The 20,597-nt window shown below is 63.8% G+C and carries 22 protein-coding genes; 11 read left to right on the forward strand and 11 right to left on the reverse strand.

What is annotated here, in order from left to right:
- Position 1: 1 nt before the first annotated feature.
- On the forward strand, positions 2 to 772 hold the full coding sequence (locus FNJ84_RS13475) for a DUF6603 domain-containing protein (RefSeq protein ID WP_143793668.1): 771 nt from the start codon (positions 2 to 4) through the stop codon (positions 770 to 772).
- Entirely contained in the window at positions 765 to 1,103 is a 339-nt protein-coding gene (locus FNJ84_RS13480; protein ID WP_143793670.1) for a hypothetical protein, read from the forward strand. Before FNJ84_RS13475 ends, FNJ84_RS13480 begins: the two co-directional genes overlap by 8 nt.
- 141 nt (positions 1,104 to 1,244) lie before the next feature.
- Here the strand turns inward: FNJ84_RS13480 and FNJ84_RS13485 are convergent, their stop codons facing one another.
- From FNJ84_RS13485 to FNJ84_RS13515, 7 genes are all read right to left on the reverse strand, one after another.
- Positions 1,245 to 2,033, reverse strand: a complete 789-nt coding sequence (locus FNJ84_RS13485) for a hypothetical protein (protein ID WP_143793672.1) — start codon at positions 2,031 to 2,033, stop codon at positions 1,245 to 1,247.
- Positions 2,034 to 2,372: 339 nt separating this feature from the next.
- Positions 2,373 to 3,656 carry a cytosine permease gene (codB, locus tag FNJ84_RS13490; RefSeq protein ID WP_143793674.1) on the reverse strand — a complete coding sequence of 428 codons (1,284 nt, stop codon included), beginning with the start codon at positions 3,654 to 3,656 and terminating at the stop codon, positions 2,373 to 2,375.
- 25 nt (positions 3,657 to 3,681) lie between these two features.
- The gene (locus tag FNJ84_RS13495; protein WP_255471204.1) at positions 3,682 to 4,134 is read right to left on the reverse strand and encodes a nucleoside deaminase; all 453 of its coding nucleotides are present in this window, start codon (positions 4,132 to 4,134) and stop codon (positions 3,682 to 3,684) included.
- Between the two features lie 152 nt (positions 4,135 to 4,286).
- A complete protein-coding gene (locus tag FNJ84_RS13500; protein ID WP_143793676.1) occupies positions 4,287 to 6,050 on the reverse strand; it encodes a monovalent cation:proton antiporter-2 (CPA2) family protein in 1,764 nt (587 codons plus the stop codon).
- Between the two features lie 144 nt (positions 6,051 to 6,194).
- Positions 6,195 to 7,667 carry a carboxypeptidase M32 gene (locus tag FNJ84_RS13505; RefSeq protein WP_143793677.1) on the reverse strand — a complete coding sequence of 491 codons (1,473 nt, stop codon included), beginning with the start codon at positions 7,665 to 7,667 and terminating at the stop codon, positions 6,195 to 6,197.
- Complete coding sequence (gene ctaA / locus FNJ84_RS13510; RefSeq protein ID WP_143793679.1) at positions 7,664 to 8,812, reverse strand: heme A synthase; 1,149 nt, start codon at positions 8,810 to 8,812, stop codon at positions 7,664 to 7,666. The genes FNJ84_RS13505 and ctaA overlap by 4 nt, the downstream gene beginning before the upstream one ends.
- Before the next feature lie 41 nt (positions 8,813 to 8,853).
- Positions 8,854 to 9,582 carry an RNA methyltransferase gene (locus tag FNJ84_RS13515; RefSeq protein WP_143793681.1) on the reverse strand — a complete coding sequence of 243 codons (729 nt, stop codon included), beginning with the start codon at positions 9,580 to 9,582 and terminating at the stop codon, positions 8,854 to 8,856.
- A 73-nt stretch (positions 9,583 to 9,655) separates the two neighbouring features.
- Between FNJ84_RS13515 and FNJ84_RS13520 the strand changes: the two genes are divergently transcribed.
- Together FNJ84_RS13520 and FNJ84_RS13525 are read left to right on the forward strand one after the other, a co-directional pair.
- Complete coding sequence (locus FNJ84_RS13520) at positions 9,656 to 10,258, forward strand: thiamine phosphate synthase (protein WP_143793682.1); 603 nt, start codon at positions 9,656 to 9,658, stop codon at positions 10,256 to 10,258.
- 156 nt (positions 10,259 to 10,414) lie between these two features.
- Positions 10,415 to 10,699, forward strand: a complete 285-nt coding sequence (locus FNJ84_RS13525; RefSeq protein WP_143793684.1) for a PepSY domain-containing protein — start codon at positions 10,415 to 10,417, stop codon at positions 10,697 to 10,699.
- Positions 10,700 to 10,851: 152 nt separating this feature from the next.
- Here FNJ84_RS13525 and FNJ84_RS13535 read toward each other — a convergent pair whose 3' ends face one another.
- Positions 10,852 to 12,666: an ABC-F family ATP-binding cassette domain-containing protein gene (locus FNJ84_RS13535; RefSeq protein WP_143793686.1), complete on the reverse strand. Its 1,815-nt coding sequence runs from the start codon at positions 12,664 to 12,666 to the stop codon at positions 10,852 to 10,854.
- Positions 12,667 to 12,795: 129 nt separating this feature from the next.
- On the opposite strand from FNJ84_RS13535, the gene FNJ84_RS13540 reads away from it, so the two are divergent.
- The 4 genes from FNJ84_RS13540 to FNJ84_RS13555 all read left to right on the forward strand — a co-directional run bounded on the left by FNJ84_RS13540 (position 12,796) and on the right by FNJ84_RS13555 (position 17,128).
- Positions 12,796 to 13,794, forward strand: a complete 999-nt coding sequence (locus FNJ84_RS13540; RefSeq protein ID WP_143793688.1) for a Fe(3+) ABC transporter substrate-binding protein — start codon at positions 12,796 to 12,798, stop codon at positions 13,792 to 13,794.
- 129 nt (positions 13,795 to 13,923) lie between these two features.
- The gene (ahcY, locus tag FNJ84_RS13545) at positions 13,924 to 15,330 is read left to right on the forward strand and encodes an adenosylhomocysteinase (RefSeq protein ID WP_143793690.1); all 1,407 of its coding nucleotides are present in this window, start codon (positions 13,924 to 13,926) and stop codon (positions 15,328 to 15,330) included.
- A gap of 3 nt (positions 15,331 to 15,333) precedes the next feature.
- Positions 15,334 to 16,515, forward strand: a complete 1,182-nt coding sequence (metK, locus tag FNJ84_RS13550; RefSeq protein ID WP_143793692.1) for a methionine adenosyltransferase — start codon at positions 15,334 to 15,336, stop codon at positions 16,513 to 16,515.
- Between the two features lie 4 nt (positions 16,516 to 16,519).
- Positions 16,520 to 17,128 (forward strand): sulfotransferase family 2 domain-containing protein, encoded by a 609-nt coding sequence (locus tag FNJ84_RS13555; protein ID WP_143793694.1) that lies wholly within the window; start codon positions 16,520 to 16,522, stop codon positions 17,126 to 17,128.
- Here the strand turns inward: FNJ84_RS13555 and FNJ84_RS13560 are convergent.
- Both FNJ84_RS13560 and FNJ84_RS13565 read right to left on the reverse strand, forming a co-directional pair.
- Complete coding sequence (locus tag FNJ84_RS13560; RefSeq protein ID WP_143793696.1) at positions 17,113 to 17,670, reverse strand: glutathione peroxidase; 558 nt, start codon at positions 17,668 to 17,670, stop codon at positions 17,113 to 17,115. The two genes, FNJ84_RS13555 and FNJ84_RS13560, sit on opposite strands and share 16 nt — an antisense overlap.
- Before the next feature lie 26 nt (positions 17,671 to 17,696).
- A complete protein-coding gene (locus FNJ84_RS13565; RefSeq protein ID WP_143793768.1) occupies positions 17,697 to 18,158 on the reverse strand; it encodes a type II toxin-antitoxin system RatA family toxin in 462 nt (153 codons plus the stop codon).
- Positions 18,159 to 18,223: 65 nt separating this feature from the next.
- Between FNJ84_RS13565 and FNJ84_RS13570 the strand changes: the two genes are divergently transcribed.
- On the forward strand, positions 18,224 to 18,412 hold the full coding sequence (locus FNJ84_RS13570) for a hypothetical protein (RefSeq protein ID WP_143793698.1): 189 nt from the start codon (positions 18,224 to 18,226) through the stop codon (positions 18,410 to 18,412).
- A 7-nt stretch (positions 18,413 to 18,419) separates the two neighbouring features.
- On the opposite strand, the gene FNJ84_RS13575 is transcribed toward FNJ84_RS13570, so the two are convergent.
- The gene (locus FNJ84_RS13575) at positions 18,420 to 19,262 is read right to left on the reverse strand and encodes a neutral zinc metallopeptidase (RefSeq protein ID WP_143793699.1); all 843 of its coding nucleotides are present in this window, start codon (positions 19,260 to 19,262) and stop codon (positions 18,420 to 18,422) included.
- Between the two features lie 140 nt (positions 19,263 to 19,402).
- On the opposite strand from FNJ84_RS13575, the gene FNJ84_RS13580 reads away from it, so the two are divergent.
- Positions 19,403 to 19,999: a DedA family protein gene (locus tag FNJ84_RS13580; RefSeq protein WP_143793701.1), complete on the forward strand. Its 597-nt coding sequence runs from the start codon at positions 19,403 to 19,405 to the stop codon at positions 19,997 to 19,999.
- Between the two features lie 53 nt (positions 20,000 to 20,052).
- The gene (locus FNJ84_RS13585) at positions 20,053 to 20,538 is read left to right on the forward strand and encodes a disulfide bond formation protein B (RefSeq protein ID WP_143793703.1); all 486 of its coding nucleotides are present in this window, start codon (positions 20,053 to 20,055) and stop codon (positions 20,536 to 20,538) included.
- Positions 20,539 to 20,597: the final 59 nt, after the last annotated feature.

The following is a 20,597-nucleotide window of genomic DNA, read 5'->3' on the forward strand; positions in this document are numbered from 1 at the left end:
GGTGGCTGGTCTCAGCGTGTCATTGACGGTGAATTTCTTCGTCAGCCGAACATATACACTGGATGCCAGCGCCTCGATGCATATCTGGGGCCCGGAATTTGCCGGAAACGCCGAAGTCCACCTGAAGGTGATCGGCATCCGCATCGACTTTGCCGTCTGCTTCGGTGCCGGTCTCGCACAAGCCAAGGCAATCGACTGGCAACGCGTCCGCGCGGCATTTCTGCCCGCGCAACCCATCGCGATGACCTGCCGCAAGGGCGCGCTGGTCGGATCCAGCGATCAGGTCTGGCAGGTCGATCCGCATGATGTGGTCATCGACATCGCCCTTTCTGCGCCCCTTGTCGACGCGGGGCATTCTCAAGCACATGGTCTGCCACCATTGGGTGTGCCATCCGGTAAATACGAAAGCAGCCTGAAGCTCGCCCCGCGGCGTGACGGCCAAGACATAGATGTGACCAGACATTTTGCGGTCGACGCGATCCGGGGCAGTGTGCCGGCTTGGCTTTGGGGCGCAAGCAAGCCAAGTTTCAAAGACAACGCCATCCTTGTCTCGGAGCCGTCACTGAACGGCGACCGGACCCTTGATGAGGCCGTGATCGGGCGGCGTCTTTCTCTTTCGAGATCCGCGACCAGCACGCCGCGCTGGATCAAGCATGAATTCACCCATGAACGCGCCACCATGCCGCCGCCGGCCGGCGGGCTTGTCTGGGAGGTCGTTCATCTGGGCAGGCCTGCGCCAGAATCCAGGCAGGCGGAAACCGCCCATGGCTGATGACCGCCCCGCCGCAGCAATCGTCTTTGACGACTGCCGAACCGTCAACCTTCAGCCCGGTGACTATGTCCTGAAGGTCACCCAGACGATGAGCGCCACGACTATCAATGATCAGGCGGTGAACATCCCCGACGCGTTCGAGGCCGAGCGGGACTTCACCGTTGCCGGCCCGCGTTTTGCGCTTTCGCCGGGCGATATCCGCGCCGTCTATCCCGCGGATGGCGCTGACGGCGATTTCTCGATGGTGCTGCCCCATGTCATCCTGACACGGCCAACCCTGCCCTGGGAACGTTCCCCCATCCCCAGTCCGAATACCCCGCCGGATAGCTAACTGCCGACACCCTGGCTTGCCCTGGTCATGTTGAACGAGGACGATCTGGCGGGTGTCCGTCTGGCCGATGATGGCAAGAGGCCATTGCGCAGCGCGGTCCTGTCAAAGCGCGATGGGAAAATCCTGCTTACCGTGGGTGATTCATCCGATTCCGACGCATTCTTCCCGGCCCTTAGTGCCGAAAAATCCGACCCTGAAACCGGGCAGGTCCAGGTGATCGACCTCGCGATCGCTCTGGCAGACACGCTCGTCCCGGAACGGCCGGCATTGATGCGCCAATCCGTCGTGATGCGCGATGGGACCATTGCTGGCCTGCCCGATAACGACGATCCATCGACGAATCAACCCGACGGCGCACCACCACCCAACACAAATTCCGATACGGCGCCTGAGAAGAAACCGGCCGTTGCGCCGGAAGATTCCGTGGATAATCCGTTCTTCGGTCTTGATACTGATGGCCTGTTGGAACCACCCCCGCCGGAGCCTCCCGATGATCAGGAACCTGCGGTGCTGATCTGCAACCGGGCGCCCAAACCCTGCCGCGCAACATTGCTGTTGCTGTCGCTGGAGGGGCATTTTGCGCCTGACGGCAAACTTGGCACGCTGGCCTCGGCCTTGGGCAAGTCCTACATCCGATATGTCTGCCTTGGCCATTGGCGGTTCCATGTCCGACCGGCAATCACGGCCGGGTTGAAGGCGATGGCGCAGAGGGTCGGCATCGGCTTTCTGCGTGCGGGCACAGACGGCAATCAGGCGCGGGCCGGTGGAGCAACGCCGACGCATTACCGGCGGGCCGGAATGTCCGACCGGCTGGCGCATCTGCCATACACGATGCCCGACGACGGCCCCGGCTTTCCGGCGGGCTGGTTCGACCGGCTGATCGCGCTGAAGACCCTGTCCTTCGCGCAGCTTGTGCCTGATGCCAATCATCTGCCGCTGGAATCGCTGCGGCTGTTCAGGGTCGACCCGCTATGGATCGCGTCGCTGTTCGCCGGCGCCCTTGCCGTTGGCAGACCTTCGGCGCAGCCTGGACCGGAACATTCCGAAATAACCGAACGGATCGCCGCGATCGGTGACTCGAAGCGGACGGGCTTTCTGCTGCGCTCTTATATCGTCACGACATGGCCCGAGCTTGTGGTCAGCACCGCCGTTGGCGTCCGGCAAACACAACCAGCCCTATCCCGGCCCGCGCCGCGAATCCTGACGGGCCTTGTCGATGGCCCGTTCGATGCCATAACCCTGTCGACGCCCCCGGACCTGCACAGGGCCTTAACCCGGCTTTGGCAACGCCCTGTCGACCAGCACATAGATCACCATCGCGGCGAAGATGCCGTTCAACGGCGGGATGCCCGGCGTCAGATAGGCGACAAGACAGCCCCCGCCATAGCCGGCCAGCCCCGCAACATTGAATGCCGGCAGATCGGCCCCCTGGATGGCCGGGTATTTCCCCCGGCGCTTGAAGAAATAATCGGCCATGATCACACCACCGATCGGCGGGATGAAGGTGCCCAGCAGCAGCAGGAAAGGCACCAGATGCAGGTCGATCCGCAGCAGCGCCAGAACCGTTCCGATCACCGCACCAACGATCGTGACCATCCGCCGGCGGTCGGTGGCAAGCGCGGTGCAGCCCACGGCCGAGAAATTGTAGATGGTGTTGTCCTGCGTTGTCCACAGGTTCAGGACCAGCATGACGATGCCCAGCATGGTCAGTCCCTGGATCACCAAAACCTCGACGACATCGGGTTGCTGATAGACCAGCGCACCGATGGCACCGGTCGTGATCATCAGCCCGTTGCCGATAAAGAACGCGACCAAGGCCCCCCAGACCGCATGGCCGGGCGTTGCGGCAAAGCGGGTCCAGTTCGTCGCCTGCGTGCCGCCGGATACGAAGGTGCCAAAAACGATGGTGATGGCCGCGCCGATTCCCAGGCTGGATGTCGGCTGGATCGCCGCCAACCCTTGCAACCCGCCCGCATCGCCCAGGGCAATCCACAGCGAGACCGCCAGCAGCAACACCATCAACGGCACCGAGATCAGCGACAGAAGTTCCAACCCGCGATAGCCGATATAGGCGGTCCAGCAGAAGGCCATGCCAAAGGCGATCATCAGCCCATAGGTCAGCGTCGGATTGGCATCAGCATCGACCCCCAGCAGCCTCAGCAGCACGACCGCCATGGTCGCGGTGCCCCAGCCATACCAGCCGATCTGCGTGAACCCAAGCAGCGCATCGGGCAGGCGCGCCCCGATCCGGCCAAAGCTGAACCGGCTGAGCAGCGCCGTGTTCAGCCCGGTCCGCTGACCGATCAGCCCCAGCACCGCCACATAAAGCCCCAGCAGCAGGTTGCCCGCCACGATGATCGCGGCCAGATCGGGCCAGAAGGGAAAGGCAACGCCCAGTTGTCCACCCGCGAACATCGTGGCGGTGAAGAAGGTGAATCCAAGCAGCACCACCACCAGCGAGCCAAAGCTTTTCCGGGCGCCGGGCGGCACCTCGGACAGCGGATAGTCCTGGGCCTCGCCTGCGCCGCCTGGAATTGCGTCTTGCTGGGTCATGGCTGCTGCTCCTTTCGGCCGGGTCTCAATCCTCGGCGATGTCCTCGTGCCACAGCGCCAGGTTGCCCGGCTGCGCCATGAAACGCCGCATCACATCCTTGCACCCTTCGTCGTCAAGCAGCACGACCTCGACCCCGCGTTCGCGCAGGAAGGGGATATTGCCCTCGAAGGTCTCGGCCTCGCCGACCACGACCTTGGGGATACCGAATTGCAGAATGGTGCCGGTGCACATCATGCAGGGACTGAGCGTCGTATAAAGCACCGTGTCGCGATAGCTGTGCTGACGGCCGGCCTTGCGCAGGCAGTCCATCTCGCCATGGGCGATCGGATCGCCCTGCTGGACGCGCTGGTTATGGCCGCGCGACACCACCTGCCCATCGCGAACCAGAACCGCGCCAATGGGCAGGCCGCCATCGGCCATACCCTGTTCGGCCTCGGCCAAAGCCTGTGCCATGAATAGATCGTGCTTGTCGGTCACCTTTCGGTCCTCTCTTTGCGGGTCGGGTCCGCCTGTCGGGCCAGGGTCACGCGCCAGGCCAGACAGAGCAAGGACAGAATACGCAATTCCCGTCAAAGGTTAAGAGAAACTGACCGAACGATCAAATAATCGGCAGCCTGCCCTGATCGGCATCACTTGCCGCCACCCTGCCGGAAGCTGTCGGCGATATTGTGATGCAGCAGATCGCGCCCCTCCAGCATCCCGCCGGATGCCTGCATCGCCATCCGTCGCCTGTCGCGGCTGCGCAGGTCGTTGAGGACCTCATCTGCCTCTTCGTCGTCCAGGCCGATCTCGATCATGGATTCCCGGACCATTTGCATTGCCGATTCCAGGGTGTCGCGGATCTCGAAATCGACGCCCGCGCCGCGCAATTCGATGGCATGGCGTCGGTCGATGGCGCGAACCAGCAGCTTGGCCTGCGGGAAATGGCTTTTCGCCAGTTCGACGATCAGGTTGGCAGAGACGGGATTGTCGACACAGACCAGGATCAGCTCTGCCTCTTCCGCGCCCGAGGCATGCAGGATGTCCAGCCGCGAGCCGTCACCGTAATACACCTTGAAACCAAGTGCCTCGGCAGCGCGGATCATCTCGGTATCGGTGTCGATGATCGACACCTCGACCCCGCGCGCCAACAAGCCCTGACTGGCCACCTGCCCGAAACGCCCAAAGCCGATCAGCAAGGCGCGGCCATGCAGGTTCTCGGGCGTTTCGACGCCATCCACCGTTTCGCCCTCGGCCGGCAGATATCGGTTCATCGCCAGCACCGCCAGCGGCGTCAGCGCCATCGACAGGATCACCACGGCCGAGAACAGCGCCTCGGCTTCCGGGGTCAGAATGCTGGCCGTGCCCGCCGCAGTGTAAAGCACAAAGGCAAATTCACCGCCCTGCGCGAACAGCACGGTTCGCCTGATCGCCGCGCGCGAGGTGCTGCCGGTCAGCCGCGCCACCGCATAGACGCCAAGGCCCTTGACCAGCATCGCCGCGATGACGGAACTGACGACCAATCCCAACTGGCTGGCCACGATGCCCAGTTCCAGCGCCATGCCCACCGACAGGAAGAACAGCCCCATCAGGATGCCCCGGAACGGTTCGATATCGGCCTCGATCTGATGGCGATAGTTCGACCCCGACAGCATCACCCCGGCAAGAAACGCGCCCATGGCGGTCGACAGGCCGGCCTTGTCCATCAGCAGCGCCGCACCCAGCACCACCAGCAGCGCGCCCGCGCTCATGGCTTCGCGCGATCCGGCACGGGCCAGCAGCGCGAACATCGGGTCCATCAGCCAGCGGCCTGCCGCCAGCAGCCCGGCGATGGCGCCGATGGCAATGCCGAAATCCAGCCACAGATTTGTCGGCTCGCCCGAGCTGACCGGTGACAACAGCGCAATGATGGCCAGCAGCGGCACGATCATCAGATCTTCAAACAGCAGGATCGCCACCGATTTCTGGCCATCGGGCGTCGCAAGCTCGCCCTGCTCGCGCAGCATCGACATGATCACCGCGGTCGAGGACAGCACGAAGCCGGACGATGCGACAAAGGACACGATCAGCGTATAGCCAAAGCCCATGCAGGTGACGGTCAGCAGCGCGATGCAGGTCAGAACCTGCAACAGGCCGACGCCGAAAATCTGTTGCCGCATCGCCCATAACCGGGCCGGTCGCAGTTCAAGCCCGATGATGAACAGAAACAGCACCACGCCCAATTCGGCGAAATGCAGCATCGCCTGGGGATCGTTGAACAGACCCAGCCCGAACGGGCCGACGACCACGCCAGCGGCGAAATAGCCAAGCACGGACCCAAGCCCCAATCGCCGGAACAGCGGAATCGCAAGTACCGTCGCACCCAGCAGCGCCACGGCCGGCGCCATGATCGCACCCAGACCCTCGGTAGCCATACTTCCTCCCCGTTACAGAAAACCGCGTTCCGCCCAGCCTAAAGACGCGCCGCCCGCTGTCCAGTCAATTCGGGCAGCAGACGGGATCCGGTGCGGGCTTGATCAGCCATGGATTGCATCAGCCGAAACCGACGGCTTCGCGCATCAAAGCCCGTAGATCCGGCCGAATTTCTCTTCCAGATAATCCAGCAAAGGCTCTGGCCCTACCTCGGCGCCCGTGGCTTGCTGGATCAGCTCGCGCGGAGGCATCAGCCCGCCGTGACGCTGGACATTCTCACGCAGCCATTCCACGCCGGGCCCGGCATCGCCGCGCGCCAGCGCATCGCCCAGTTCGGGCACGGCCTGACGCATGGCCGCATTCAGGCAGCCGGCATAGACATTGCCAAGGGCATAGGTCGGGAAATAGCCGAACAGCCCCACCGACCAGTGAACATCCTGCAAGACGCCATTGGCCGGCCGGTCGACGGCCACGCCGAAATCCTTGAGGAAACGGGCATTCCAGGCCTCGGTCAGATCGGCCGTGTCCAGCCGCCCGGCGACCAGATCGCGTTCCAGATCAAAGCGCAGCATGATGTGCAGGTTATACTGCACCTCGTCGCTTTCGGTGCGGATATAGCCCGGCGTCACCCGGTTCGCGGTGCGATAGAAGGCATCGGCATCGGCGATGTTCAGCCCGTCGAACGCATCATGCATCCGTGAATACAGCCAGCCGGTAAAGGCGCGGCTGCGGCCCATCTGGTTTTCATAGATGCGGCTTTGGCTTTCATGCACCCCAAGCGAGACACCACGCCCAAGCGGCGTAAAGGCATAATCCTCGTCAATGCCCAGTTCATAGCTGGAATGGCCAACCTCGTGGATGGTGGAATAGAGGCAGTTGAAGGGTTCGGTCTCGACCACGCGGGTGGTGATGCGGCTGTCCTGCCAGCGGCCGGAACTGAAGGGGTGAACGGCGATATCCATCCGCCCGCGCGACCAGTCATAGCCAAAGGCGCTGGCGCAGGACCGGGCCAGCCGCAATTGCGTGTCATGGGGGAAATGCCCGGACAGGGCTGCCGGCTGGTTATCGGCGCCCAGCACATCCTCGCGCAGCGCCACCAGACGCGGGCGCATGGCATCGAACAGCGCGGCCACTTCGGCCCCGGTGACGCCCGGTTCGTAATCGTCCAGCAGCGCGTCATACAGATCGCCGCCATCGGCCAGGGCGGCGGCTTCCTCGCGTTTCAGCATCAGGACATTGTCCAGCGTCGGCAGGAACTCGTCAGGGGCGTCATTCGCCCGCGCCTCGGCCCAGATCCCCTGCGCCAAAGAGGTCACCCGCGCCAGTTCCGCAGCCAGCCGGGCCGGAATCCGGCTTTGGCGGGTGAAATCGCGGGCAATCAATTCGACCGCTCGGGTCTCGGATTCGGTCCGGGGTTGCGCGGCCTCCAGCCATTCGCCGATGCGCGGATCGGTGCGGCGTTCATGCAGCACCGATTCCATCGCGGCCATTTCCTCGGATCGCTGCTCGGTCGCGCCGCGCGGCATGACCGTTTCCTGATCCCAGCCAAGGCGTTCGGCGACCGAGGACAGCGCCTCGGTCTGGCGCTGAAAGGCAAGAAGGTCGTCGAATGCGCTCATCGGATGGTCCCCCGGACAGAGGTTTCATAGGGATAGCGCGCGTGATAGCGCGCACGGATGATCAGGGCGAACAGCGCCACCGCGCCGAACTGATGGGCCAGCGCCAGCGCCAGCGGCGAGGCATGCAACACGTTCATGATCCCCAGACCCACCTGAACCGCAACCATGGTGATCATGGCGGTAAAGGCACCGCGTGTCACGGGATGGGGGGAACGACGGGCGCGCAGCCAGACGACGACGGCAAAGATCGCCAGAAGATAGCCGGTCATGCGGTGAATGAACTGCACCAGCGCCGGGTTTTCAAAGAAATTGCGCCAGCCAAGCGTCGCGTCCCAGATTTCAGTCGGGATCCATTCGCCGCCCATGGTGGGCCAGCCGGTATATTGCCGGCCTGCGTCGATGCCCGCCACCAGCGCGCCGATCAGGATTTGCAGAAAGGCCAGATGCATCAACCCGGTGGACATCGAAAACAGCTTCGCCTCGCCCGCCCGGCGCGCGCGCATCAGTTCCGCCTCGGACCGGCCCAGCAGCAGCGCATACCAGGCGATCAGGCCCAGAATGGCAAAGGCCAGCCCCAGATGGATCGCCAGCCGATAGCTGGCCACACGGGTCATACCCTCGACCAGCCCGGATGACACCATCCACCAGCCGATTGCGCCTTGCAGCCCGCCAAGCGCGCCCAGCCCCAGCAGGCGCGGCGTCCAGCCCGTCGGAATGCGCTTGGTGGCCCAGAAGAACAGGAAACCAAGGGCCCAGATCAGCCCCACGGCGCGGCCCAGCAGGCGATGCGACCATTCCCACCAATAGATCTGCTTGAACCCGGCCAGATCCATATCCGGGTTCACCTCGGTGAATTGCGGGATCTGCTTGTAAGCCTCAAATTCCGCCTGCCATGCGGCCTCGTCCATCGGCGGCAGCGCGCCGGTGACGGGCGCCCATTCGGTGATCGACAGCCCCGAGCCGGTCAGCCGCGTCGCGCCCCCAAGCGCGATCATGGCCACGACCAGCAGGAACAGCACCGCCAGCCAGGCCCTTATCGCCCGTCGCGCGCCCTTGGGGGCCGCGTCGATCGCACCGGTCGTTGCCACCGGCCGGGTGGCTGCGGCGGGATCTGAAATTTCCTCGAATACGGGACGTTTGGCCATTGGCTGGCTCCTTGGAATCGCGGGCGGACCCTAGGACGGGCCTAGCGGCGGGTCAATTGGCGCAGCATGCCGTGCAGGATCTGGACATCGCCCCGCGTCAGGGTCAGCCGCGACCACATGTTGCGCAGGTTCAACCGCATCGCCGGCGCCTTGGTTTCGGGGAAGAAGAAACCGGCCGCCTGCAATTTTTCCTCATAGTGATCGCCCAGCTTCTCGATCTCGATCCGGTCGGCGGCGATTTCGCCCGCCGGCCGGCGGCCCTGTGGTGCGGGTTCGGGCGGCAATGTATCGCGGCCCCATTCATAGCCCATCAGCAAAACCGCCTGCGCCAGATTCAGCGATGGAAAATCCGGGTTCACCGGCACTGTGACAATGGCATTGGCGCGGGCCACATCTTCGTTTTCCAGCCCGGCGCGTTCGGGGCCAAAGATGATCGCCGTGCGCCCGTCATGGGCGCGGGCCTGTTCCATCGCGGTGGCGGGGGTAAAGACCGGCTTGGTCAGTTCGCGCCCGCGCGCGGTGGTCGCGAAGGCGTAATCCACGCCTTCCATCGCCTCGGCCAGCGTCGGATAGACCCGCGCGGTATCCAGCACCCGCCCCGCTGCGCCTGATGCCATGGCCACGGCGCGCGGATTGGGCCAGCCATCGCGCGGATCGACCAGCCGCATCTCGGTCAGGCCGAAATTCAGCATGGCACGCGCGGCGGCGCCGATATTCTCGCCCATTTGCGGGCGCACGAGGATAATGACGGGTTGGCGGTCGGTTTGCATGGGCCGGGCAATAGCCACTCTGGCGGCGACGGGCAAGCTGCGCTATTTCCGGTTGAAACGAAGGAGCCCCGAAATGGCTGACGCCCCCCAGCTTTACCTGATCACCCCGGCCGGCGCACAGGCCTCGGCGCTTGGACCCCTGCTGGCCGAGGTGATGGACCGCTTTCCCCCCGCCTGCCTGCGGATCCGCGGCACCGGCGACGAGGACGAGTTGGGCCGCATCGCCGATCTTGCGCGCGAGATCGCCCATGCCCGCGATGTGGCCGTGGTGATCGACGACCATGTAAAGCTGGCGCAAAGGCACGGGCTGGACGGGGTGCACCTGACGGATGGCGCGCGGGGCGTCAGGGCCGCACGGAAGGAACTGGGCGCCGATGCCATCGTGGGGGCGTTTTGTGGAACCTCGCGTCATGACGGGATGTCGGCGGGCGAGGCGGGGGCGGATTATGTCAGCTTTGGCCCGGTGGGCGACACCCAGCTTGGCCGGGGCGAGCCGGCCCCGGTCGAGTTGTTCCAGTGGTGGTCCGAGATGATCGAGGTGCCTGTCGTGGCCGAGGGCGCCATTACCGCCGCGCTTCTGGCCGAACTGTCGCCCGTTGCCGATTTCATCGCCTTCGGGGCGGAGATATGGACAGCCGACGACCCTGCCGCCGCGCTTGCGGCCTTGTGGAAATAGGCGAATATCGGGTCGATCCGATTCCGGCTGCCCCGTAAGCCCGCGCTTATGGGCCGTGATATAGGTTTCGGGCCAATCGCCTTTGCCGGGCAGACAGGCTTTTTCCTTTCCTTGGCGTAGGCATGACGCCGCGCCGATACAGGAAAGGACATCACGATGCGCATGCTTGTTCAAATCGCCGTTCTCACCACCCTTGCCGCCCCCGGTCTGGCCTTGGCACAGGATGCCACCTGCCCGCAGGGTCTGGCGACCGGTGCCGTGCTGGGCAAAACGCTGGACGAGGTGGGAACCAACCTGACAGCCCTTGGCTTCGAGATTCGCAAGGGCGAGGCCGAGGATGAAAAGATCGAGGTCTATTTCACCGCCGATGCCGCAATGGGCGAGGTCTATGTTTCCCCCGAGACCGGCATGATCACCAAAATGTCCTACGAGACGGAATAGACCGATGCCCCGACATGATTTTTCCGGGGCGGACAGCACGGGCGGGCGCAATCGGCGCGTATCTATGCCAAAGCCGGGGTGGATGGCCGGGCGCAGCTTTTTTCCGTGTTAATGGAGGAACTGCTGGCCGAGCCGGATAACGGCTGACCCGCCTATCCGGCTGCCTTTTCTTCCAGCATCAGCCATTCTTCTTCGGCCTCGGCCAGCTTGCCCTGCCGTTCAGCCAGGCCTTCGCTGGCCTTCTGGAACTTGGCCGGCGCGGTCGAGAACAATTGCGGATCGGCCAGAAATTCTGACAGTTTGGCAATCTCGGCCTCCAGTCGCTCGATGATGCCGGGCAGCGCCTCCAGCCGGTGCTTTTCGGTGAAGCTCAGCCCTTCGCGTGCGGGTTTGGGCTTGTCCATTGGCTTTGCCCTTTCGGGTTCAGCCACCGGGGCCGCGGTCAACTCGGGCGCGTCATCGGGGCGTTGCGCGCGGTAATCCGACCAGCCACCCGGATAGATCACCGCACGGCCATCGCCTTCCATTGCGACAGTCGTATCGGCCACCCGGTCGATGAAATCGCGGTCGTGGCTGACCAGCAGCACGGTGCCGTCATAATCGCCCAGAATGTCCTGCAACAGATCCAGCGTTTCCACGTCCAGATCGTTGGTCGGCTCATCCAGCACCAGCAGGTTGGAGGGCCGCGCCATGATCCGCGCCAGCAAAAGCCGGGCCTTTTCGCCGCCCGACAGGCTGCGGATCGGGGCGCGGGCCTGGCCTTCGTCGAACAGGAAATCTTTCAGATAGCCCACGACGTGACGGGGCGCACCGCGCACCATCACCTGATCGGACTGCCCCGAGACCCGCATATCGGGATCGCCGGTCAGCGCGTCCCACAGGCTTTGATCGGGGTTCAGCGCGCTGCGCGTCTGGTCGAAAACGGCGATGTCCAGATTGGTGCCATGCGTGACGACGCCCTGATCGGGCGCGACCTCGCCGGTCAGCATCTTGATCAGCGTGGTCTTGCCCACGCCATTGGGGCCGACGAAGGCCACCCGGTCGCCGCGCAACACCCGCAGGTCAAAGGGTTTCAGGATCACCCGATCACCAAAGGCCTTTGAAATCCCCTTGGCCTCGATCACCCGCTTGCCCGATTGCTGGCCGGCATCCATCGCCATGGCGGCTGTGCCCTGCCGCCTGATCTGGCTGGCCCGTTCAGCCCGCAGCTCGGCCAGTGCGCGCACCCGGCCCTGATTGCGCTTGCGCCGGGCGCTGATGCCCTCGACTGCCCAACGCGCCTCGGCCTTGATTTTACGGTCCAACTTGTGGCGGGCCTCGTCCTCGGCCGCCCAAGTGGTTTCGCGCCAGTCCTCGAACGCCTCGAAGCCTTTTTCCTGCCGGCGCACCTCGCCCCGGTCGATCCACAGGGTCGCACGGGTCAGCGCACGCAGAAAGGCGCGGTCGTGGCTGATCAGGACGAAGGCGGATCTGATGCTGGAAAGCTGTTCTTCCAGCCAGCCGATCGCCTGAATGTCCAGATGGTTGGTCGGTTCGTCCAGCAGCATCAGATCGGGCGCCTCGGCCAGCAGACGGGCCAGCGCGGCGCGGCGGCGTTCGCCGCCCGATGCCGTGGCAACCGGCCGGTCAGGGTCGAATTTCAGCCCCTCGGCCGCCATCTCGACGCGGTAGCCCTGCCCTTCGTCCAGCCCCGCGCGGGCAAAATCGCCTAGCGTGGCGAAGCTCGACAGGTCAGGATCCTGTTCCATATAGCCGACGCTGATGCCGGACGGGGTGACGACTGCCCCCCGATCAGGTTCGACCAGCCCGGCCATCACCTTCATCAGGGTCGACTTGCCCGAGCCGTTGCGCCCGACCAGTGCCACCCGGTCGCCCGGCTGGATGGTCAGGGACAGCCCGTCAAAGACAGGATTGCCGCCGAAGGTCAGCGAAATGTCGGTCAGTTGTAACAAAGGTGCGCGTGCCATGCCGCGCCACGTAATGCGCGCCCGGCATCCGGTCAATCAGCCAGATAACTAATTTTTTCAGTCAACTATTGACGCCTAAACGCTAGGATGCCAGAAATCCGGGCATAATTCTGACCAAAGGAGTCAACGATGCGTACTCTGATCCTTGCCGCATTGGCAAGCGCGACCGCCCTGCCCGCCCTGGCCCAGGAAGTGAACGTCTATTCGCACCGCCAGCCGGAACTGCTGCAACCGCTGATCGACGCCTTTACCGCCCAGACCGGCATCACGGTGAACGTGGCCTTTGTCGACAAGGGCATGGTCGAGCGTCTGAAGGCCGAGGGCGACCGTTCGCCGGCCGATCTGGTCATGACCGTCGACGTGGCACGTCTGGGCGAGGTCAAGGATGCCGGCGTGACGCAGGCCGTGACCGACGAGGCGCTGTCCGTCGTGCCCGAGTGGCTGCGCGATGCTGACAACCAGTGGTTCGGCCTGACCACCCGCGCCCGTATCGTCTATGCCAGCAAGGATCGCGTGGCCGATGGCGACGTCACGACCTATGAGGATCTGGCCGATCCGAAATGGAAGGGCCGCATCTGCACCCGTTCCTTCACCAATGATTACAACGTTGCGCTGACCGCCGCCTATCTGGCCCATCACGGCCCCGAGGCCACCAAAACCTGGCTGGAAGGCCTGAAGGCCAATCTGGCCAAGAAGCCCGAGGGCGGCGACCGCGACCAGGTCAAGTCGATCTGGGCCGGCGAATGCGACATCAGCCTGGGCAACACCTATTACATGGGTGCGATGCTGAAGGATGACGAACAGAAGCAATGGGCCGAATCCGTCCGCATCGTCTTTCCGACCTTTGAAGGCGGCGGCACGCATGTGAACGTCTCGGGCGTGGCCATGACCGCCGCGGCGCCGAACAAGGAAGCCGCGCAGCAACTCATGGACTTCCTGGTCAGCGACGAGGCACAGGCCATCTATGCCGAGACGAATAACGAGTTCCCGGTTTCCGATCACGTCAAGCGGTCCGAGCTTGTGGCCAGCTGGGGCGATTTCACCGCCGACAGCACGCCGCTGTCGGAAATCAGCGCCCTGCGCCCCGAGGCGCTGAAGCTGATCGAAGAGGTGAATTTCGACGGCTGACCCGGCCTTTTGCCGAAATCAGGTGCCGGGACCCTGCGTCCCGGCATTTTCATTTCTTCCTGCCCCTTTCAGCGCCAGCGGCTTTGGCTTATGTCGCAGCCTGACATCGAATACCGAAGGATCGCCCCCGTGACCGATCACATCATCAAGGATATCGCCCTGGCCGGTTATGGCCGCAAAGAGCTGGATATCGCTGAAACCGAAATGCCCGGCCTGATGGCTCTGCGGGCCGAATATGGCGCGGCGCAACCGCTGAAAGGCGCGCGCATCGCCGGATCGCTGCACATGACGGTGCAGACCGCCGTGCTGATCGAGACGCTTGTGGCCTTGGGCGCGCAGGTGCGTTGGGCATCCTGCAACATTTATTCGACACAGGATCATGCGGCGGCCGCCATCGCGGCGGCAGGTATTCCGGTTTTCGCGATCAAGGGCGAAACGCTTGAGGAATACTGGTCCTATACCGACCAGATCTTCCAGTTCCCCGCCAATGAAGATCAGCCGGGCATGGCGAACCTGATCCTGGACGATGGCGGCGATGCCTCGATGTATATCCTGCTGGGTGCACGGGTCGAGGCCGGCGAGACCGGGCTGATCGACGCGCCCACCAGCGACGAGGAAATCGCGCTGTTCGCGCAGATCCGCAAACGGCTTGCGGCCAGCCCCGGCTGGTTCACCGCACAGCGCGCGGCGATCCAGGGCGTATCCGAGGAAACCACGACCGGCGTGCATCGTCTTTACGACCTGCACAAGAAGGGGTTGCTGCCCTTCCCGGCGATCAACGTCAATGACAGCGTCACCAAGTCGAAGTTCGACAACAAATATGGCTGCAAGGAATCGCTGGTCGACGGCATCCGCCGCGCCACCGATGTTATGATGGCCGGCAAGGTCGCCGTCGTCTGCGGTTATGGCGATGTGGGCAAAGGCAGCGCCGCCAGCCTGCGCGGCGCCGGTGCCCGCGTGAAGGTGACCGAGGTTGACCCGATCTGCGCCCTGCAAGCCGCGATGGACGGGTTCGAGGTCGTGACCCTGGAAGACGTCGCCGACAGCGCCGACATCTTCGTCACCACCACCGGCAACAAGGACGTCATCCGGCTGGAACACATGCGCGCGATGAAGGACATGGCCATCGTCGGCAATATCGGCCATTTCGACAACGAGATCCAGGTGGCCGCCCTGCGCAACCACAAATGGACCAATATCAAGGACCAGGTGGACATGATCGAGATGCCCTCGGGCAATCGCATCATCCTGCTGAGCCAGGGTCGTCTGCTGAATCTTGGCAATGCCACCGGCCATCCGTCCTTCGTCATGTCGGCCAGCTTCACCAATCAGGTGCTGGCCCAGATCGAATTGTGGACCAAAGGCGATGACTATCAGCCCGGCGTCTATATCCTGCCCAAGGCATTGGACGAAAAGGTCGCGCGCCTGCATCTGGACAAGATCGGTGTGAAGCTGACCACCCTGTCGCGTGAACAGGCCGATTACATCGGCGTCACGCCCGAAGGCCCCTTCAAATCCGACCATTACCGGTACTGACCCATGACCGAATATTCGCTGTTCACCTCGGAATCCGTGTCCGAGGGCCATCCCGACAAGATCGCCGACCAGATTTCGGACGCCATCCTCGACGCCATTCTGGCCGAGGATCCGCGCGCCCGCGTCGCCTGCGAAACCATGGTCAAGACCGGGGTGGCGATCATCTCGGGCGAGATCAGCACAAGTGCCTGGGTCGATTTGGAATCCATCGTGCGCGATGTGATCAACGATATTGGCTATACCAGCAGCGAGGTCGGTTTCGACGGCGCGACCTGTTCGGTCATCAATATCATCGGCAAGCAGTCACCCGAGATTAATCAAGGCGTTGACCGCGAGAACCTCGAAGATCAGGGGGCCGGCGACCAGGGGCTGATGTTCGGCTATGCCAGCGACGAAACCAGCGTTCTGATGCCGGCGCCGATCACCTATGCGCATCGGCTGGTGGAACGGCAAAGCCAGGTCCGCCGCGACGGCACACTGAACTGGCTGCGTCCGGACGCGAAGTCGCAGGTCACCTTGCGCTATGACGACAATGGCCGACCCGAGGCGATTGATGCCGTGGTGCTGTCCACGCAGCACAATCCCGAGATTGCGCTGAAGGACCTGCGCGAGGCGGTGATCGAGGAAATCATCAAACCCGTGCTGCCCGCCGAATGGCTGTCGGCCGACACCAAATATTTCATCAACCCGACCGGCAAGTTCGTGATCGGCGGCCCCGTCGGAGATTGCGGCCTGACCGGGCGCAAGATCATCGTCGACAGCTATGGCGGCATGGCGCGTCACGGCGGCGGCGCGTTTTCGGGCAAGGATCCCAGCAAGGTCGACCGCAGCGCGGCCTATGCGGGGCGTTGGGTGGCAAAGAACATCGTCGCGGCCGGTCTGGCGCGGCGCTGTGAAATTCAGGTAAGCTATGCCATTGGCGAGGCGCAGCCGACCTCGATCAGTTTGAACACTTTTGGCACTGAAACCATGCCAGTAGACCAGATTATCAAAGCTGTGCGCGAAGTTTTCGACCTGCGCCCCTTTGCCATCATCCGCGATCTGGACCTGCTGCATCCGATCTATCGCCCCACCGCCAGCTATGGCCATTTCGGGCGTGATCCCTATGCGCTGGCCGGCGGCACCGCCTTCAGCTGGGAACGCACGGACCGGGCCGAGGCGCTGCGCGCGGCGCTGTCGGACTGACCCGGTGCTGGTCTTTGCCCGCCCCCGGCTGGTGCTGCTGTCGGTCCCCAAGACCGGCACCACCGCGCTGGAGGCGGCACTGTCGGACGACGCCGATCTGGTGCTGCGCAACCCGCCGCATCTGAAGCATCTGCCACTGAAGGGCTACCAGAACCGCATCGCCCCGCTGTTCAACGACAATGGGGCACCGTTCCGGGTGATTGCCGTTGTCCGTGACCCGGTGGACCGGTTGCGCAGCTGGTATAGATACCGCAACCGCGATGATCTGGTTGGCCGCCCCGCCAGCACGCGCGGCCTGTCCTTCCATGATTTCGTGGCCGAGGTCATGAAACCCGGCGACCGCGCGCCCTATGCACGGATCGGGACACAGGCCGATTTTCTGGCGGACAAGGATGGCCGGCTTGGTGCCGACCTTGTCTATCGCTATGAAAACATGGGCGATTTGACGCGTTATCTGGCCGATCAGTTGGGCCGCACGGTCGATCTGGACTGGCTGAACGCCTCTCCCGATGCTGACACGCCGCTGTCCGCCGCCGCCGAGGCGGCGCTGCGCGATCATCTGGCCGAGGATTGCGCCCTGCATGCGGGCGCCACGGGTCACGCCGACAGATAGGGCGTGATCGCCTGCCGTATCACGTCGGATCCGGGCTTTACCGTGGCGGGCCAGGTCTGGACCACCTGCCCGTCCGGCCCCAGCAGCACCTTGTAGAAATTCCACGCCGGCGCATAGCCGCGCGTCTCGCGCAGCCAGGCATAGAACGGGTGCAGATCGCCCCGCGCGACATGGATGATGTCGGTCATCGGCAGGGTGATGCCATAGGTCAGGGTGCAGAATTCCTTGACCTTCTGCGCATCATCCAGTTCCTGCGCAAAGTCGTCCGAAGGCGTGGCCAGAACCACCAGCCCCTTGGGCCCCAATTCCTCATGCAGTGCCTGAAGCCCCTCAAGCTGCGGGGTAAAGCCGCATAGCGAGGCGGTATTGACCACCAGCACCGGACGCCCCCGCCAATCGGCCATGTTCAGCGTGCCACCGTCGATCGAGGGAAAGGTGAAATCAGGTACCGGCCCCTGCTGCGCCGATGCGCCACGTCGCCGCGGCAACAGCAGCGCGGAAAGGGCGGCCAGACCGGCCTGAAGGGTGCGACGACGAAGCATGGTGCAAGGATAGCCCGAAACCGCGATCAGGCATAGAGTTTGCGGGCGCGTTCCTCGAAGGCGCGGATGATGCGCGACATGGCCTCGCCAAAGACCACGCCGATCAGCTTTTGCAGGATGGCGTTCTTGAATTCGAAATCGACATGGAAATCGACCCGGCTGCCGCCGTCGGGAAGGTCGGTAAAGGTCCAGCCGCTGCGCATGTATTTGAACGGGCCGTCCAGATATTCCGTATCGATTCGCAAGGGGCCATCGGTATCGGTGGGCCACAGCACCACCCGGCTGCCGAAACGTTCGCGAAAGACCTTGAAGCTGATGACCAGATCGGCCTCGACCACCTCGGCGCCGTCATCGCGCGGGCTGCGCGACCGGATGCGGGCGGCGCTGTTCCAGGGCAGAAATTCCGGGTAGCGCTGGATATCGGCGACAAGGTCATACATCTGGCGCGCCGTATAGGGCAGCACGCGGCTGTCATGGGATTGGGGCAAGGCGGTCTCGTGACTTTGCGTCTGGGTGACTATATCGGATGCGGGCATAGCAAAAAGGCCACGCGATGAACAACCTGATCTGGCTGATCCGTGCCTCGCGTTGGGCACGAAACCCGCCAAGCCGGCGGATGGTGATGCTGGTTTTTGCCATCGTCGCGCTTGGACTGACGCTGCTGGGGCTGGAACATTTCGGGCTTTGGCCCGATTGGGCGACGCTGGACAATCCGCGCCGCCCGCCGATGCCGCGGCTGTGATACGGGCCTACAGCCCGGCCTCGGCAAAGGTATTGCACTGATCCAGCTGACCCGAGCGGAAGCCGCGCAACAGCCATTCCTGCCGCTGTTCGGCGCTGCCATGGGTGAAGCTGTCGGGCACAGGCGTGCGACCGGCGCTGGCCTGGATCACATCGTCGCCCACGGCGCGGGCGGCATTCTGCGCCTCTTCCAGATCGCCTTCCTCGATGGTGCCGAAGCGTTCGCTGGCCTGCCGTGCCCAGATGCCGGCAAAGCAATCGGCCTGCAATTCAGTCAGCACAGACAGCGCGTTCGAGGTGCGTTCGTTCGACTGCTGACGCATCCGCGTCACCTCGCCCAGAAGGCCCAGCTGGTTTTGCAGATGATGGCCGACCTCGTGGGCGATCACATAGGCGGCGGCGAAATCCCCGCCCGCGCCCATGCGTTGCGACATGACGTCGAAGAATTGCGTATCCAGATACAGCTTGCGGTCGCCGGGGCAATAGAAAGGCCCCATCGCCGCCGAAGCACCGCCACAGGCCGACTGCACCGAGCCACGGAACAGAACCAGCGTCGGCAGGACATAATCAACCCCCGCCTGTTCCGGCAGGACGCTGCCCCAGACCTCTTCGGTATCGGCCAGCACGACCGAGGAGAACTCGCCATATTGCTGGTCGCGCTCGCTCAACTCGCCGGTCTGGCTGCTGCCGCCATCCATCTGGCTGACCATGGGCGAGATATCGACCCCGAAGAAGTAACCCACCGCCAGCACGACCAGCATGCCGACGATGCCGATGCTGCCGGCCCCGCCCGCGCCCATGCGCCGGCGATCCTCTACGTTACGGCTGCCGCGCCGCCCCCGCCATTCCATTGCTGAACCTCCTCGACCGGACCGGCCGCAAACCTGTGTCTCGGGCGATCTTATGCAAACCCTGTGGCTGCGCAACTCTGCCATGGGGTTGACAGTTCCGCCGCTGGCGGCGACCTAGCCGGAAATCATGAGGAACCGCGATGTTCGACTGGGTAGTGACGACGATCGACAGCTGGGGCTATCTGGGCGTGCTGCTGTTGATGGTGGCCGAAAACGTCTTTCCGCCGATTCCGTCCGAGGTGATCATGCCACTTGCCGGCTTTCTGGTCGGCAGTGGCAAGATGTCGCTGACCCTGACCGTGCTGATCGGCACGCTTGGATCGGTCCTTGGCACGCTGATGTGGTATTACGTCGGCATGTGGTTCGGGACCGAGCGGTTGAAGCGTTTCGCCGCCCGCTATGGCCGCTGGCTGACGGTGTCGCCGGGCGATATCGACGCCGCGCATGACTGGTTTCAGCGCCACGGCGCGATGGCGGTGTTCTTTGGCCGCATGATCCCGGCGATCCGCACGCTGATCTCGGTTCCCGCCGGTCTGGCGCGGATGCCCTTGTGGAAGTTCCTGGCCTATACGGTGGCGGGCAGTGCCATCTGGACCGGGCTGCTGACCTTTGCCGGGCTGATCCTGCATGAAAACTATGCCCGCGTCGCCGATTACGTCGATCCGCTGTCCAAGCTGGTGGTGATCACGGTGGTGGTGATCTATCTCTATCGCGTCATCACCTGGAAACCGCATTGAGTTCACGAGAATGAGACTTGCGGGCGCCCGCGCCCGGCCCTAACTCGATGGTCATGAACGATATTTCCCCCCGGATGCTGGCAGTTCTTGCCGGACTTGGCTCGGCCGCACTGCTGGCTGCGGCCTTTACCTTTCAATCCCTCGGCTATGCCCCTTGCGAGTTGTGCATCCTGCAACGCTGGCCGCATGTGGCGGCGGCGTTGATCGCACTGGCGATCTGGTTTCTTGGCTGGAGCCGCTGGCTGGCGGTGCTGGGGCTGGCGGCGGCAGGCGTCGCCGTCGGGCTGGCGCTGTATCATGTGGGCGTCGAGTATCGCTGGTGGCCGGGGCCAAGCCATTGTTCGGGCGGGGTTGGCAATCTGGCGACCATGTCGACCCAGGACCTGATGACGCAGTTGCAAAGCGCGCCGGTCGTGCGTTGCGACGAGGTGCAATGGCGCTTGTTCACGTTGTCCATGGCGGCCTGGAACATGCTGTGTTCGGCCGGGCTGCTGGTCATCTGGGGTCTGTCGGCCCGCCACAGCCGCGCCGCCGGCTGACGCGACCGGCCGCACTTCATCATTTATCGCCAAACCATCGGCGGGGCAGCGCTTTTTGC

This window comes from Paracoccus sp. M683 (genome assembly GCF_007096355.1).
In the GTDB taxonomy this organism is placed as follows: domain Bacteria; phylum Pseudomonadota; class Alphaproteobacteria; order Rhodobacterales; family Rhodobacteraceae; genus Paracoccus.

What these genes read in the sequence shown, in the direction of transcription:
- FNJ84_RS13480 (WP_143793670.1), top strand. Translation starts at nt 765, where the DNA reads ATGGCTGATGACCGCCCCGCCGCAGCAATCGTCTTTGACGACTGCCGA.
- codB (WP_143793674.1), bottom strand. Translation starts at nt 3,656, where the DNA reads ATGACCCAGCAAGACGCAATTCCAGGCGGCGCAGGCGAGGCCCAGGAC.
- FNJ84_RS13525 (WP_143793684.1), top strand. Translation starts at nt 10,415, where the DNA reads ATGCGCATGCTTGTTCAAATCGCCGTTCTCACCACCCTTGCCGCCCCC.
- metK (WP_143793692.1), top strand. Translation starts at nt 15,334, where the DNA reads ATGACCGAATATTCGCTGTTCACCTCGGAATCCGTGTCCGAGGGCCAT.
- FNJ84_RS13515 (WP_143793681.1), bottom strand. Translation starts at nt 9,582, where the DNA reads ATGCAAACCGACCGCCAACCCGTCATTATCCTCGTGCGCCCGCAAATG.
- FNJ84_RS13560 (WP_143793696.1), bottom strand. Translation starts at nt 17,670, where the DNA reads ATGCTTCGTCGTCGCACCCTTCAGGCCGGTCTGGCCGCCCTTTCCGCG.
- FNJ84_RS13580 (WP_143793701.1), top strand. Translation starts at nt 19,403, where the DNA reads ATGTTCGACTGGGTAGTGACGACGATCGACAGCTGGGGCTATCTGGGC.
- FNJ84_RS13585 (WP_143793703.1), top strand. Translation starts at nt 20,053, where the DNA reads ATGAACGATATTTCCCCCCGGATGCTGGCAGTTCTTGCCGGACTTGGC.
- FNJ84_RS13570 (WP_143793698.1), top strand. Translation starts at nt 18,224, where the DNA reads ATGAACAACCTGATCTGGCTGATCCGTGCCTCGCGTTGGGCACGAAAC.
- FNJ84_RS13520 (WP_143793682.1), top strand. Translation starts at nt 9,656, where the DNA reads ATGGCTGACGCCCCCCAGCTTTACCTGATCACCCCGGCCGGCGCACAG.
- FNJ84_RS13540 (WP_143793688.1), top strand. Translation starts at nt 12,796, where the DNA reads ATGCGTACTCTGATCCTTGCCGCATTGGCAAGCGCGACCGCCCTGCCC.
- FNJ84_RS13485 (WP_143793672.1), bottom strand. Translation starts at nt 2,033, where the DNA reads ATGATTGGCATCAGGCACAAGCTGCGCGAAGGACAGGGTCTTCAGCGC.
- FNJ84_RS13500 (WP_143793676.1), bottom strand. Translation starts at nt 6,050, where the DNA reads ATGGCTACCGAGGGTCTGGGTGCGATCATGGCGCCGGCCGTGGCGCTG.
- FNJ84_RS13505 (WP_143793677.1), bottom strand. Translation starts at nt 7,667, where the DNA reads ATGAGCGCATTCGACGACCTTCTTGCCTTTCAGCGCCAGACCGAGGCG.
- FNJ84_RS13575 (WP_143793699.1), bottom strand. Translation starts at nt 19,262, where the DNA reads ATGGAATGGCGGGGGCGGCGCGGCAGCCGTAACGTAGAGGATCGCCGG.
- ctaA (WP_143793679.1), bottom strand. Translation starts at nt 8,812, where the DNA reads ATGGCCAAACGTCCCGTATTCGAGGAAATTTCAGATCCCGCCGCAGCC.
- FNJ84_RS13535 (WP_143793686.1), bottom strand. Translation starts at nt 12,666, where the DNA reads ATGGCACGCGCACCTTTGTTACAACTGACCGACATTTCGCTGACCTTC.